The sequence below is a fragment of the Streptomyces sp. CNX435 genome (genome assembly GCF_059570575.1).
On record NZ_JCANTA010000001.1, the window covers coordinates 217,343 to 232,202 of the forward strand.

Genomic DNA, 14,860 nt, shown 5'->3' on the forward strand with positions numbered 1-14,860 from the left:
CGGTCCCGCCGTCCCGGCTCATCCCGCGTTCACGGTATTTCCTCCGGCTCGGGGTGCCGGGGTACGCGGACGGGGGCGGGCGCGGGCGGTGCGGGGGCCTGCCCGCCCGCCGGGTAGCGGCGGATCGCCAGCGCCGTCACCGCGTACGCGGCCAGCCCCACCGCCGTCGCGGTGACGGCGACGCCGGTGCCGTCGGAGACGGCCAGCGCCGCCCCGCCGCCCGCGCCGGCCAGCGCGACGCCCACGTACAGCCCGCTGGTGTTGAGCGCCACCGCCTCGGTCCCGGCCTCGCCCGCCAGTTGCAGGATGCGGGTGTTCGTCGGCGGGGTGAAGCTCCACGCCGCGCACCCCCACAGCGCCAGGTTGAGGGCCACCAGCCACACCGGCGCCGCCCGGCCCGTGGCCCCGGTTACGGCCAGCAGCGCGGAAGCGGCGACGACGCCGGCGATCGACGCGCGCAGCGTACGGTCCGGGCCCCAGCGGTCCGTCAGCAGCGCGCCCGCACCGGTGCCCACCGCACCGGCGACGCCGACCACGGCGATGAACAGGGCGAGGACGCCGCCGCCCCGGCCGGTCAGGTCCCGGGTCAGGGGCGCGACGTAGGTGTAGATCATCAGGCCGCTGCCGGCGCAGACCACCGTCCCCGTCGCGCAGAGCAGGACCGCCGGCCGGCCCAGGATCCGCACCTGCCCCCGCACCCCGAGCTGCGGGGCGCCGGCCAGCCGCGGCAGCGCCGCGGACCCGGCCGCCGCCACCAGGGCGGTGGCCACCGCGACCGCCACGAAGGTCGAGCGCCAGCCGAAGGCGTCCCCCAGCAGCGTGCCGGCCGGCACGGCGGTGAACAGCGAGAGCGTCAGCCCCGCCGCGACCGTGCCGATGGCGCGCCCCATCCGCTCGGGCGCCGCCAGCCGCGCCGCCATGGCGAAGGCCGCGGGGGAGACGGTGGCCGCGATCAGCGCGGTCAGCACCCGCGCGGCCATCAGGGTCGCGTAGTTCGGGGCCAGCGCGGTGGCGGTGTTGGCCACGGCGAAGGCCGAGAGGCCGCCGACGATCAGGGTCTTGCGGGGCAGCCGCGCGGTCGCCACGGCCAGCACGGGCGCGGCCACCGCGAAGGTGACCGAGAAGACCGTCACCAGCTGGCCGGCGGCGGCCTCGCTCACGTCCAGGTCGGCGGCGATGTCCGGCAGCACGCCCGCGATGACGAAGTCGTCCGTGCCGATGACGAAGGTGGCGAACATCAGGCACAGCAGCCATCCCGCGCCCCGCGCCGGCGGAGAAGAACTCACCTTGGAAGCCATGGCCGCACGCTAACGCCGCCGTGGCGGGGTACTTCCAGGGCGTTTCGACGCCATTCGGGGAAATCCCCGGCGGCCGGATCCGGCGCGCGATGCTGCGGACGCGGTAGCCGGCTGCTGTCGTCGCAGTCCCCGCGCGCGGCGGCTACCGCGGCGGCGGCAGGCACATCGGCCGCGTCTGGAGGACGACCCGTGACCAGGCCGGTTCGTACGCTGACGCCGCCAACACGGTTCGAACCGAAGGGGTTCCGATGTCCGTCCGTCACCTGTCCACCTCCGCCGCGGCCGCTGTGCTCGGCGTGGCCGGGCTGGCCCTCGGCGCGCTGGCGTTGTCCCGCTCCCGGCGCGGGGTGGCCGCCTAGCACCACGGCGTACGGGCGGCTCCGGCGGACGCGTACGCCGGAATCGCTTCCCCCTGTCAAGCCGGTGCTCAACTGACCACTCCCCGATGGGCATCGGGCGTGCGCCGTCCTACCGTACGAAAGGTCCACGCCCCCCTGCGCCGGAACAGGAGGCAGCGCCATGACCGCGACCGCCCCCCAGTCCCAGTCCCCGTCGTCGCCCCTGACCGTCTGGCTGGCCGCGCGACCGGTGTGGCTGGTCGCCGTCCTGGCCACCTTCGCCGCCGCCGTGGTGGCGGAGTCGTTCACGCTGCTCGCCCGCGGCGCCGGCGTCGAGATGGTGGCGGCCGGGGTCGGGGAGGACGTGGCCACGGACATCGCGGTGGGCAGCGTCGCGCGGAGCGTCGTGCTGTGGTCGGTCGGCGGCATCGTGTTCGCCGTGCTCCTGGACGTCCTCGCCCGGCGGGCGGTGCGCGGGGCGAGACGCCCGGCGCGCGTCTTCGCGGTGTGCGCGGGGGCGTTCACGATCCTGTCCCTCGCCGGCCCGGGCTTCGCCCCGCACACCGCCGACACCACCCAGGCCGTGCTGGCCTGCACCCATGTGCTCGCCGGTGGCGTCATCATCCCCGTCGTGGCGCGCCGGCTCTCCTTCGTCTGACCCTTCGTCCGAATGCCCGTGCTCTCGACGACTCCTCGTTTGACATGTACTGCAAGAGGAGTACCGCCCCCGCGGTAGCGCGGCCCGCAGAGTGCCTGCATCTGTACGTCGACTCCGGTGATCCCCGTCCCGAGGATGAGGGAGCACCGCACCAGACCCGAGGAGACGATGATGCCCACCGAGACCGCACGCCCGGACGGCGCGCTGGCGGGCCTGGCCCGGTTCTGCTTCCGGCGCCGCCGCCTGGTCCTGCTGGCCTGGATCGCCGGCGTGATCGCCGTGGCCTTCGCCGGCTTCGGCCTCGCGGCCGACCCCGACAACGACTTCTCCGGCGGGGACTCCGGTTCGGCCCGGGCGCAGACCCTGATGGAGAAGCACTTCCCCGAGGAGCAGGGCGACACGCTGACCCTCGCGATCAAGGCGGACGCGGGGGTCGACGACCGGGCCGTGCGGCAGAAGGTGGAGCAGGTCGTCGCCGACCTCGCCGACTCGCCGGTCACCGGCCCGGTGACCTCGCCGTACGACGACGACCAACTGGTCACCGAGGACCGGCGCATCGCCCGTACGACCATCCCGCTCACCGACAAGGAAGCGACCAAGGACGAGGTCAAGCCGCTGGTGACGACCGTCAAGGACGCCTCCGGCGACGGTGTGACGATGGGGCTCGGCGGCGACAAGGCGGAGAAGGCCGAGACGCCCGCGCAGGGCCCCGCCGAGAGCGTGGGCGTGCTGGCCGCGGCGGTCATCCTCTTCATCTCCTTCGGCTCGCTGGTGGCGATGGGCCTGCCGATCGTCACCGCGCTGATGGCGATCCTCGGCGGCATCGCCCTCATGAAGCTCGTCGGGCACCTCGTGCCCTCGCCGGACTTCACCGTCCTGGTCTCCGCCCTCATCGGACTCGGCGTGGGCATCGACTACGCCCTGTTCATCGTCACCCGCTACAAGGAGAAGCTGCAGAGCGGACACAGTCCCGAGGACGCCACCGTGGGCGCGCTCACCACCGCCGGTCGCGCGGTGCTGTTCGCCGGCACGACGGTGGTCATCGCGCTGCTCGGCCTGGTCACCATGGGGCAGCGGCTGATGACCGGCGTGGCCGTCGCCGCGTCGGTGACGGTGCTGGTGACGATGGTCGCCGCGGTGACCCTGCTGCCCGCGTTCCTGGGCTTCACCGGGCACCGGATCAACTCGCTGCGGCTGCCCCGCCGTACGGCCCGCGGCGCCGGCGGCCCGGCCGCGGAGCGCCGTACGCCCGCGGAGCGCTGGGCCGGCGTGGTGCAGCGCCGGCCGCTGGCCGCGGCGGTGCTGGCCGTCACTGGGCTGCTGCTGCTCGCCGCGCCGGCGCTGTCGATGCGGCTCAGCCTGCCGGACGCCAGCGTCCAGCCGCACGACCGGAGCAGCTACACCTCGTACGAGATCATCTCCGAGGGCTTCGGCCCCGGCTACGGCGCACCGCTGATCTTCGCCGCCGAGCTGGACGCCACCGGCGGCGATCTCCTCCCGTCCGTCGACGCGGTCGCGGGCACGGAGGGCATCGCGCACGTCACGGAGCCGCGGGTTAGCGAGGACGGCGAGGCCGCCACCTTCATGGCGTTCCCGGAGACCGGCTACCAGGACGAGAAGACCGCGGACCTGGTACACGAACTCCGCGACGACGTGCTGCCCGAGGCGGCCGGCGGCGACGCCGTCCAGGTCGGCGGGCCGAACGCGGGCGCGATCGACTTCGCCGAGGAGACCGGCTCGCGGCTGCCGTTCATGATCGCGGTCGTCATCGTGCTGTCCCTGGTGCTGCTCGTCGCGCTGGTGCGGTCGGTGACGATCGCGCTGCAGGCCGCGGTGATGAACCTGCTGTCGATCGGCGCCGCGTACGGCGTGCTGGTCGCGGTGGTGCAGTGGGGCTGGCTCGGCTCGGCCCTCGGGTTCCCGACCGACATGCCGATCACGACCTGGGTGCCGATGATGATGTTCCCGGTGCTGTTCGGCCTGTCGATGGACTACGAGGTCTTCCTGATCTCGCGGGTCCGCGAGGAGTACGAGCGCACCGGTGACACCAGGACGGCCGTCACCCGCGGGCTGGCGCGGACCGCCAAGGTCATCACCGCCGCGGCGGCCATCATGATCGCCGTCTTCACCACCTCCCTGCTCGGCCACGACGTGTCGGTCAAGCAGATCGGACTGGGCATGGCCGTGGCCGTGTTCATCGACGCCACCGTCGTCCGGATGGTCCTGGTGCCCGCGGTGATGGAGCTGTGCGGCAACACCAACTGGTGGATGCCCGGCCGCCGGGCACCGGAGAAGACCTCGCCGCCGCCGGCCGAGGTCGGGGAAGAGGCCAGGGTCTGACCTCTTTCCGAGCCTGCGCGCGGGGAATTCCGGGGGACCGGGATTCCCCGCTTTGGCGTGGCGCTTTTCCGCTAATTCTCCGCGCCCTTCTCGCCGAAGGCACAGGACGGGTCAAGTGCAGGTAAAGGCTATGCCATATCACGGAAAAGGGATCAGCCCTCCGTATTTTTGGCCCCAAGTCTGCGTCAAGCCGGCGCCAAGTCCCCCGGTTGAAAATCGAGTTGATAGAGGCACGTGGGGAGGTCACCGTAACGGTTGAGCAGGTTCCGGGATAAACCTGGGGATAGTCAGGGGAAATATGACAACGTGGTCAACGAAAGGGACGCAGAAGCCGGAGACGTTACTCGATCACGCCAGCCCGTCCGGACGTCCGCTGCCGAAGCGGGTACGTGCCGAGGCCAACGAGCAGTTCCTGCGCGAGCTTCTCGGCGGGGATCTGGACGGCGAGTTGCGGGGGCTCGCGGCGGCGGCCGGCGAGAACTCCCGGCTGCTCGCGGAGCTGGCGAACAGGCTGGTCGACGAGGGTTTGGTGGCACGGCGCGAAGGGAAGGTCCGGCTGGCGGAGTCCCGTACCCCGCGCAGTCTGCTGGTGTTTGTGCGGCTCCGTCTCGGGGAACTGAGCCCGGGCTGCCAGGAGTTGTTGAAGATTGCAGCACTCCAGGGGAGGTCGTTCCTTCTGGAGGATGTCTCCAGGATGCTGAACCGCCCCCTGGCGACGCTGCTCGCGCCGCTGGACGAGGCGATGTCCGCGGGCTTCGTAGCGGCGACGGAGCGTCAATTCGTATTCCGCAGCGAATTCTTGATGCGCGGCGCGGTCGCCGCCATTCCCGTACCCGCACGCGGGGCGCTGCAGCGCGAGGCGCTGCAGCATTCCCGGAGAAGTGCGGAAGAAACCGACCAGGGGGTGAGTGCGGCCGAGCCCCCGGCCCAGCGGTTCGCCGTGGTGGCGGAGGACGACGGCGGACCGTATTCGCGGGCCCACGGGCTGATCATGCAGGGGAAGGTGGCCGTAGGAACGGAACTTGCGCGGCGCGCCCTGGCCGTTCCGGGAATTTCCGGCGACGACCGTCTCGACGCGCAGGCATCGGTGCTCCTGGGGTGCCTGCTGCTGGGGAGCGACGAGGAGGCCGAAACGCGGTCCCGGGAGATTCTGCGGGAGCGCAGTGACGAGCCGGACGACATCGCCGCGCTGATGGCGATGACGGTCCTGTCGGACCTCGGCTGGCGGGCCGGCGAGCTGGCCGAGGGCATGAGGCTGGGCCGTGCGGCGGAGCGGTTCTGCGGTGCCGCCGACCCGCTGTGGCGGCTGCACTTCCAGCTCGAACTGGCCGCCAAGCTGGTCGATCTCCGCGAGTTCGACGAGGCGGAAGCCCTGATCGACAAGGCGGAGGCGGGTCTGTACGAGCTGTCGGCGGACGTCTGGCACGCGGCGCCGGCCGCGCTGCGGGCCCTGCTGTGCCTCACGGCCGGCAGGTTCAGGGACGCCCGCCGGCACGCGGAACTGGTCACCGCGGCGACGGGACAGAACGCCGTCCCCATGCTCCTGCCGCTCGCGTACACCGTGCTCGCCACCCGTTCCCTCTACACCGGGGACCTGCCCGGCGCGATCGAGCAGTTCCAGCGGGCACAGAGCGAGCTGGCACGCGACGGGGGGACTCGGCGCTCGCCGCGGCACGCCTGGACCGAGGTGCGGATCGCGGTCAGAAGGGAGGGGCCCCGCGCGGGCGTCGCCCTGCTGTCCGGCAAGCACGACCGGCTGCCCGCGGACCGGCGGCTGTACGTCGAGGACCCGGCCGCCGCCGCGTTCTTCGTCCGCCTCGCACTCGACGCCGACGACTCCGGTCTGAAGCGCACCGTGCTCGACACCGTCAACGGCCTCGCCGGGGACAACCCCGGCATCTCCGTCGTCGGACTCGGCGCATTACACGCCAACGCCGTCGCCGAGCGCGATCCCTCGGGGCTGGCGCGCATCATCGCGCAGTCGCCCGACATCCTCTCGATCGGCCTGGCGACCGAGGAACTCGCCAAACTCCACGGCGGCCAGGGCTCGCCGCGCAGGCCGCGGGTCCTGCCGGGCCTGCCCGACCCCGCGGGAGTGGTCGCCGACGGCACCCACGCACACCGGCAGGGCGCCTGCTGGTCCGTCCTGTCCGACATGGAACGGCGCATCGCCTACCTGGTGAGCGTGGGGATGACGAACCGGCAGATCGCCCGGCGCATCCATCTCTCCGCGCACACCGTCAACTACCACCTGAGAAAGATCTACAAGAAACTGGGCATCGGCACGCGCGTCGAACTCGCCCGCGAAGCCGCCATGTACTCCGGCTCCGCCGCGATCTACTCGATCGGCGACGACACCGGGGGCTCGGGCCCCGCGGCGGCGAGCTGACGTGAGGAGACGGTCGCGCCGCCCGGCGCGACCGTCTCGTGCGCGAGGAACTGCTTGGTCAGCTCGACGCGGCTGTTGATGTCGAGCTTGGCGAAGACCCGCCGCAGATGACTGTCGACGGTATGGGGTGACAGGAAGAGCATGCCCGCCGCCTCCCTGTTGGTTTTGCCGTCGACGATCGCCCGCACCACGCGCAGCTCCGCGCCCGTCAGGCTCTCCCAGCCCGACTTGGGCCGCTGGGCGGCGCCCAGGGCGCGCGCGTGCGGCACCCCGAGGCGGCGCAGCTTGCGCTGCACCCTGGCTGTGTCGCGCTGCGCGCCGCAGTCCAGGTAGAGGTCCGCCGCCGCCGCGAGGAGCCGTGCGGCCCCGTCCCGGTGCCGGGCCGCGTGCTCCGTACGGGCCGCGTCCTCCAGCGCGCCGCCGGCCGCCAGCGGACGGCCGGCGAGCCGGTACAGCTCGGCCGCCCGCCGGAGCGCGTCCAGGTCGTCGCGCAGGACGCCGTCGGCGTGCGCGGCACCGGCGGCCAGGGACGTCACGTCCGGGTTCCGCTCGGCGATCCGCCGGGCGAGGCCGGCCGCCTGCCCGGCCTCCGCGCCGAGGTTCATCTGCCCGGCCAGGCGTACGAGCATCGCCGCCGCGGTCGGCGCCTCCGCGAACAGCAGCGGGTCGGGGTCGGCGCCGTCCTCGGCGTCGAGCAGCGACCGCACCGTCATCGCCGCCCGCCCGCTGGCCGCGTGGAACCGGGCCAGCGCCCAGTCCAGCCGCGGCTTCACGGCCGCCGCGGCGGGCCCGGCGGGCCGCTCCGCCATGCGCAACTGCTGGCTGGCGGTGGCGAGGTCGCCGTAGCGCAGGGCGATCCGGGCCAGGACGAGCCGCGCGGGCAGCAGGTCCTCCGGCGGTGTCCGGTCGGCCAGGCTCAGCGCCTCCTCCGCCTCGACCCGCGCCTCCTCCAGCCGCCCGGCCGCCGCCAGCAGTTCGGCACGGTGGCCGTGCCACAGCGCCGCCGCCCGGGGCCCGCCGCGCTGCCCGGCCTCCTGCCCTACGGCGTCGCAGACGACGGCCGCCTCCTCGAAGGCGTCGACGGCGACGAGGGCCCGGGCCAGCCACGTCCACAGCGGTCGCGCGCAGGCCCCGCAGGGCGCGGGTCCGCCTGCGGCGGTGCCCGGGGGTGTGGTGGTCGGGGATGCCGTGGGGGCCGGTGCGAGGGGTCGGTCGGCGGCGACGCCCGCTGGCGTGGTGGCCGTGGATGCTGCGGGGGTCGGTGAGTCGGACCGGCCCGCGGTGGCCGCGGGTGTGGTGGCCGGGGACGCGGTGGGGGCCGGTGCGTGGGGTCGGTCGGCGGCGACGCCCACCGGTGTGGTGGCCGGAGGCGTCGCGAGGGCCGGTGCGTCGGGCCGGCCCGCGGTGCTCGCGGGCGCGTTCGCCGGACGCGCCGCGCCGGTCGCGTCGCTCACGTCTGCCGTTACCGCGAGGCGCGCGACGTCCGCCGCGTGCGTCACGCCCGCTACGTCCGCCACGTCGGCTCCGGAGCGTACGGCGACGTCCGCCAGCCGGGCGGCCTCGGCGGCGCGGCCCGCGCCGGCGAGCAGCCGCAGGGCCCGTGCGAGGGTGCGCGGCGCCGTGTCGGAACGGTCCGTCAGCGCCGCCACCGCCCGGGCCACCATGCCCTCGCAGCCGCACACGGCGGGCCGCGGCGGCGCGCCGGGGGAGTTCTCCGGCGGTACGGGGCGCGGCTGTTCGCGGTACGCGTCCGGTACGAGGCCCGCCGCGGCAGCGGCCGACGCCGACACCGGACCGGGCGCCGGCGCGGGGTCGGGCTCCTGTGCCGGGCCGGGCGCTGGTACCGGGCGGGACATCGGCACCGTGCCGGACGTCGCTACCGGGCCGGGCGCCTCCGCAGGGCCGGGCACCTGCGCTGGGCCGGGCGCTGGGCCTTGGCCGGACATCGCCGCGGGGCCCGGGGCATGCGCCGGGCCCGACGCATGCGTGGGGCCGGACGCCTGCGCCGGGCCCGACATCTGCGCGAGGTTGGGTGCCTGCACCTGGCCCGACGTCGGCACCTGGCCCGAGGTCGGCACCCGGCCGGGCGACGGCACCCGGCCGGGCGCCTGCCCCGGAGCGGACGGCGGGACCTCCGCCGCCTCCGCCGGCCCGGCCCCGGCCGGGGCGGGCCGCCGCGGCGCCGGATGCCGTAACGCCGGGTGCCGCAGCGCCTCCGCGATCACCCCGTGGGCGAACGCCAGCTCCTCGCCGTGCCGTTGCAGCAGCCCCGCCCGTACCGCCTCGTCCACTCCGGCGTCCTGACCCGCGCCGCCGAGCACCGCCGCTGCCTCCGCCGCGGTGAACCCCGCCCCGGCCACACCGACTTCCGCACCCGCGACGAGCAGCCGCGCCACCGCGCCCGGCAACCCGTCCAGCAACTCCCGTACCGTGCCCAGCACGTCGTCGGGGAGCTGCTCGCCCAGCACCGCGGCCGTACCGTCCACGAACACCAGCCGCCCCGTCGTGACCAGCGCGTCGAACACGCTCGCCAGCAGCCACGGGTTGCCCCCGCAGCGGGCCGCCCAGCCGAGCACGGACGAGTCCGGCTTGGCACCGAGGAGGCCCGTGCACAGCTCGGCCACCGCCTCGTCGTCCAGCGCCCCGAGGTGGAGCCGCACCGCGGCGCCGTCGATCATCCGGTCGACGGCGTGCTGGGCGAGCGACCGCGCCGGCACGGACCGGCGGGTGAGCAGCCACAGCACCGGCGACCCCGCGAGCGACTGCACCAGCCCCCGCAGCGCCAGCCCGTCCATGTCGTCCACCCGGTGCACGTCGTCCAGGAGGACCACGAGCGGATGGCTGCGCGCCGCTATCTGCACCAACTCGCCGACCTGGTCCATCAGCCGGAAAGGGTTGCCGTCCGGCCGGACGAGGTCGTCCACGTCCACATCCGCCGCCAGCACCCGCCGCAGGTAGTTCATCAACAGGTGTACGGGCAGCGGCGGCCCTCCCTCACCGGCTACGCCCCCTCCCCCACCGGCTACGCCCCCATTGGCGGGGGTGCCCCCAGACACTCCCGCGCGGGCGCCGACCACCGTCAGCCCGCGCTCAGCCCCCTCCCGGGCGGTGGCCCGCAGGAGCCGGCTGCGGCCGATGCCCAACGGGCCCTCGACGACGACGCAGCCGCCGTCGCCCTGCAGCGCGGCGTCCAGGTACTCGCCCAGCACGGACAGCGTGCCCTCACGCCCTACGAGTGATTCCATGATCTGCCCCCGCGGTGCCGTGGAGAATTCTCGAACACGTGCGACGAGTCCTGGCGTTAATGGTCATCCCGCGGCAATGGCCGGTCAATGAACGCGGTCCCGACAACTCGGGTAGCCGCCACTACTCGGCCGGGTAGTGGGCAGGACCGTGCGGTGCGATTACTTTTTTACGCACCCGATAAACCCGTGCATTCGCATCAGCCCCCGATACGTACCGCAATACATTCCGTGCCGACCAAGGGGTTTCGCATGTCCGCAACAGTCGAGATGGACGAGCTGTACTCAGTCATCGAGCAGTCGGCCCGGACGCTGGGCGTGCCGTGCGCACCCGAGACCGTCCGCCCCGTCCTGGCCGCGTACGCGGACACCTTCGGGCACGCCGCGACCGTCGTCGCCTTCCGGGTGGCGACCAGTATCCGGCACGCGGGGGAGCTGGACTGCCGGTTCACCACGCACCCCGAGGAGCGCGAACCGTACGCGACCGCGCTCGCGGCCGGTCTCGCTCGACGTACGGACCACCCCGCCGGCGCGGTGCTCGCGCAGCTGCAGGGACGCTGCCACGTCGACAGCCACGGCATCGACTTCGGCGTCGTCGGCGGCTTCAAGAAGGTCTATGCCTTCTTCACCCCCGACGACCTGCAGGAGATCTCGAAGATCGCCGACCTGCCGGCCATGCCGCGCGCCCTGGCCGGGCACGCCGGTTTCTTCGCCCGCCACGGCCTCGCCGACCGCGTGGGCGTCGTCGGGGTCGACTACGGCCACCGCACCCTCAACGTCTACTTCAACGACGTGCCCGCGCGGCTCTTCGAGCCCGGGACCATCGCCGCGACGCTCGACGAGCTGGGGATGGCGCGGCCGAGCGAGCAGATGCTGAAGCTCGGCCGGGAGGCGTTCGGCCTGTACGTCACGCTCGGCTGGGACTCGCCGCGGATCGAGCGGATCTGCTACGCCGTGACCACCGCGGACCTGGCCGCGCTGCCTGTGCCGGTGGAGCCGGAGATCGAGCGGTTCGTGCGCGGCGTCCCGGCCGGCGACGGCGACCGCAAGTTCGTCTACGGCGTCGCGGTAGCGCCCGAGGGCGAGTACTACAAGCTCGAATCGCACTACCGCTGGAAGCCCGGAACGATGGACTTCATCTGACGGACCCGGACGGCGGCCGGACGGAGGGCCGGACGGGCGGCCCGACGGGCGGCCGACCGGGGCAGCCGCGGCGGCTCACCGGCCGCGCGGGGTCACCAGCCCCGACTCGTAGGCGATGACCACCAGTTGGGCGCGATCGCGCGCGTGCAGCTTGAACATGGCCCGGTTGATGTGGGTCTTCGCGGTCAGCGGGCTGATCACCATGCGGTCGGCGATCTGGTCGTTGGTCAGCCCCTGGGCGGCCAGCGCGACGGCCTCGCGCTCCCGGTTGGTCAGCTCCTCCAAGCCGCGGACGGCCGACGGGTCGAGCGGCGGCTGCGACACGTACTTGTTGATCAGCCTGCGGGTGATCGACGGCGCCAGCAGCGCGTCGCCGCGCGCGGCCACGCGCACCGCGTGCAGCAGGTCCTCCGGCAGGATGTCCTTGACCAGGAACCCGGCGGCGCCGGCCCGCAGCGCGTTGAACACGTTCTCGTCCAGGCCGTAGTTGGTCAGGATCACGACGTGGATGTGGGCCAGCGCCGGATCCGCGGCGATGTGCCGCGTCGTCTCGATGCCGTCCATCACCGGCATCGACAGGTCCACGAGCGCGAGGTCCGGCAGGTGCTCCCGGGCCAGGGCCAGGCCCTCCTTGCCGTCGCCCGCCTCGGCCACGACCTCGATGTCGTCCTCGGCGTCGAGCAGCGCGCGGAACCCGCTGCGCAGCAGCGGCTGGTCGTCGAGCATCAGCACACGGATCACGGGATTCTCGCCACCGGAAGTTCGGCCTGGACGGTGAAGCCGCCCTCGGTCCGCGGCTCGGCGGTGAGGCTGCCGCCGAGGGCGGTGACGCGCTCGCGCATCCCCAGCAGGCCGACGCCGGGCGCGGGGCCCGCGCCCGGCCGGGCCGTCCCGTCGTCGTCGACGCGGATGCCGAGGGCGCCGGGGCGGTAGGAGATGAGGATCGACGCGGTGGAGGCCGCGGCGTGCCGGGCGGTGTTGGTGAGCGACTCCTGCACGATCCGGTAGGCGGTGCGGCCCACCGCCTCGGGCACCTCGTGCCGCTGCCCCTCGATGGTGAGCGTCGTGTGCAGCCCTATGCCGTGGGTCCGCTCCACCAGTTCCGGCACCCGGTCGATTCCGTGCGCCGGCGACTCCTCGCCCTCGTCGCGCAGCGTCTCCAGCGTCGCGCGCAGCTCCCGGGTCGCCTCCCGGCCGGCCTCCTGGATCGCGAGCAGCGACTCGGGGACGTCCTCGCCGCGCTTGCGGGCCAGATGGACGGCGACCTCGGACTGCACCTTGACGATCGAGATCTGGTGGGTGAGCGAGTCGTGCAACTCCCGTGCGATGTGCAGCCGTTCCTCGCTGGCGCGCAGCCGCGCGGTCTCCTCGCGGGTGCGCTCGGCCTCGTCCGCCCGCCGCTCGGCCTGCCGCAGCGCCTCGCCCGCGGCCCCGGCGGCGATCAGCCAGGCCAGTTCGAGCACGCCGCGGGCCTGGGCGAAGGCGTCCGGGGGGCCGTCGCCGGGGGAGGCCATCACGGCGTACGGGAGGGTGAGCACGAGCACCACGCTCACCGCGACCGTGACGATCCGGTGCCCGGAGCGTACGGCGGCGTAGACGGCGAACAGGTAGGCGACGGCGGGCACGTCGAAGCCCGCGGCGTTGTAGCCCACGACGCACATCCCCGTCACGGCAAGTATCGGTACGGGGGCCCGCGCGCTGCAGGCCAGCGCCAGGCCGCTGGTCACCAGCAGCCCGTAGCCGAGGAGATCGAGACGCGAGGCGGCGTGGTCGCCGGACAGCGCGGTGATCAGGAGCACCGCGGCCACGCAGACCGCGATCACCAAGCTCCTGACCCGGGCCCAGACCTTGGACAGCCGTGCGCTCATACGTGCACCATAACGGCAGTTCCGGGTATCCGAGTACTGCCTGCGGAGGAGTATGTGACTACCGCGCCCACAGTAGTCCGGCGGCGGGTACGGCAGCCCGGCAACCCAGCGGCCCGGCAGTGCGGCGAATTCCCCGGTCCGCAATTCCCTATGGCGTGCCGCCGCCATCGCGTGTTCGCGGTAACGCCCTTCTCCATGGCGTGACCCACTGAATTCGACGCCACTACCCGGGCGAGTAGTGGGCCGGGAAGAAAGCCGCGCTTACTGTCGTGTCATACCTGGTAGTCGAAGGGGGTGAAACGGCTGTGGCTGTGCTCGTGCAGAAATACGGTGGCACCTCGTTGCAGACGCTCGACCGCGTGCGCCGCGCCGCGCTGCGCATCGAGGCGGCGTGGCGGCGCAGCCCGTCGGTGGCCGTGGTCGTCTCCGCCCGCGGCGGCCGGACCGACGAACTGCTGCGGCTGGCGGCCGACGTCGGCGCCCCGTCCTCGTCCCGGGAGCTGGACCAGCTGCTCGCCGTGGGCGAGGCGGAGTCCGCGGCGCTGATGGCCCTGACGCTGGACGGCCTGGGCGTGCCCGCTATCTCGCTCACCGGTCACCAGGCGGGGATACGTACCACCGACCGGCACGGCGACGCGCTCGTCTCCGGCATCGGCGCCGAGCGGGTGCGGGCGGCGCTGGCCGCCGGCCGGGTGGCCGTGGTCACCGGGTTCCAGGGCGTCGACCGCGCCGGGGACGTCGCCACCCTCGGCCGCGGCGGCTCCGACACCACCGCCGTGGCGCTCGCGGCGCGGCTGCGCGCGGCGACGTGCGAGATCTACACCGACGTGGACGGCGTGTTCACCGCCGATCCCCGCGTGCTGCCCGCCGCTCGCTGCCTGCCGTGGGTCGACCCCGGCGTGATGGCGGAGATGGCGTTCGCGGGTGCGCGGGTCCTGCACACCCGCTGCATCGAGCTGGCCGCCATGGAAGGGGTCGAAGTGCGCGTGAGGAACGTGTCGTCGCAGGCGCCCGGGACAACGGTCGCCGAGCGGCAGGACGACCGCCCGCTGGAGACCCGGCGGGCGGTTGTGGCGGTGACCCACGACACCGACGTCGCGCGGGTGCTCGTGCACTGCCGGGACAGCCGCCGGGACCTCGCGCCCGACGTGTTCGACGTGCTCGCCGCCCGGGGCACGGTGGTGGACCTGGTGGCCAGGTCCGGACCGTACGAGAACGAGTTCCGCATGGGCTTCACGATCCGCCGCGGCGAGGCCGGCCGGGTGGGCGACGCGCTGCACGAGGTCGCGGCCTCCTTCGGCGGCGGCGTGCACTTCGACATGGACGTCGGCAAGGTCTCCGTGGTCGGGATGGGCCTGCTCAGCCGCCCGGAGTACGCCGCGCGGCTGATGGCGGCGCTGGCCGCCGCCGGGATCCCGACGAGCTGGATCTCCACCTCCCAGATGCGGCTGTCCGTGATCGTGCCGCGGGAGCGCACGGCGGACGCCGTGGAGACCCTGCACCGCGAGTTCTCGCTCGCCGAGCCGCAGCCGGACGACGCCGCGCCCGCGGCGCCTGAAGGCCGCTCCGCCACCGTTTGAGAGA

General features: G+C 73.8%; 9 protein-coding genes. 5 read left to right on the forward strand and 4 right to left on the reverse strand.

Annotated elements, in window-relative coordinates; genetic code table 11:
- Positions 1 to 29: 29 nt before the first annotated feature.
- Positions 30 to 1,298 carry an MFS transporter gene (locus tag T328_RS00870; RefSeq protein ID WP_496493830.1) on the reverse strand — a complete coding sequence of 423 codons (1,269 nt, stop codon included), beginning with the start codon at positions 1,296 to 1,298 and terminating at the stop codon, positions 30 to 32.
- A gap of 519 nt (positions 1,299 to 1,817) precedes the next feature.
- On the opposite strand from T328_RS00870, the gene T328_RS00875 reads away from it, so the two are divergent.
- From T328_RS00875 to T328_RS00885, 3 genes are all read left to right on the forward strand, one after another.
- Positions 1,818 to 2,294 carry a DUF6069 family protein gene (locus T328_RS00875; RefSeq protein WP_496493831.1) on the forward strand — a complete coding sequence of 159 codons (477 nt, stop codon included), beginning with the start codon at positions 1,818 to 1,820 and terminating at the stop codon, positions 2,292 to 2,294.
- A gap of 171 nt (positions 2,295 to 2,465) precedes the next feature.
- Positions 2,466 to 4,634: an MMPL family transporter gene (locus T328_RS00880; protein ID WP_496493832.1), complete on the forward strand. Its 2,169-nt coding sequence runs from the start codon at positions 2,466 to 2,468 to the stop codon at positions 4,632 to 4,634.
- 298 nt (positions 4,635 to 4,932) lie between these two features.
- Entirely contained in the window at positions 4,933 to 7,023 is a 2,091-nt protein-coding gene (locus T328_RS00885; protein WP_496493833.1) for a helix-turn-helix transcriptional regulator, read from the forward strand.
- On the opposite strand, the gene T328_RS00890 is transcribed toward T328_RS00885, so the two are convergent.
- Positions 6,972 to 10,268, reverse strand: a complete 3,297-nt coding sequence (locus tag T328_RS00890) for a helix-turn-helix transcriptional regulator (RefSeq protein WP_496493834.1) — start codon at positions 10,266 to 10,268, stop codon at positions 6,972 to 6,974. The two genes, T328_RS00885 and T328_RS00890, sit on opposite strands and share 52 nt — an antisense overlap.
- Before the next feature lie 249 nt (positions 10,269 to 10,517).
- On the opposite strand from T328_RS00890, the gene T328_RS00895 reads away from it, so the two are divergent.
- Positions 10,518 to 11,408 (forward strand): aromatic prenyltransferase, encoded by an 891-nt coding sequence (locus T328_RS00895; protein WP_496493835.1) that lies wholly within the window; start codon positions 10,518 to 10,520, stop codon positions 11,406 to 11,408.
- A 75-nt stretch (positions 11,409 to 11,483) separates the two neighbouring features.
- On the opposite strand, the gene T328_RS00900 is transcribed toward T328_RS00895, so the two are convergent.
- Both T328_RS00900 and T328_RS00905 read right to left on the reverse strand, forming a co-directional pair.
- A complete protein-coding gene (locus tag T328_RS00900) occupies positions 11,484 to 12,149 on the reverse strand; it encodes a response regulator (RefSeq protein ID WP_496493836.1) in 666 nt (221 codons plus the stop codon).
- Positions 12,146 to 13,276: a sensor histidine kinase gene (locus T328_RS00905; protein WP_496493837.1), complete on the reverse strand. Its 1,131-nt coding sequence runs from the start codon at positions 13,274 to 13,276 to the stop codon at positions 12,146 to 12,148. The genes T328_RS00900 and T328_RS00905 overlap by 4 nt, the downstream gene beginning before the upstream one ends.
- Before the next feature lie 305 nt (positions 13,277 to 13,581).
- On the opposite strand from T328_RS00905, the gene T328_RS00910 reads away from it, so the two are divergent.
- Positions 13,582 to 14,856, forward strand: coding sequence for an aspartate kinase (locus T328_RS00910; protein WP_496493838.1), 1,275 nt, complete (start codon positions 13,582 to 13,584; stop codon positions 14,854 to 14,856).
- The last annotated feature ends 4 nt before the right edge of the window (positions 14,857 to 14,860 follow it).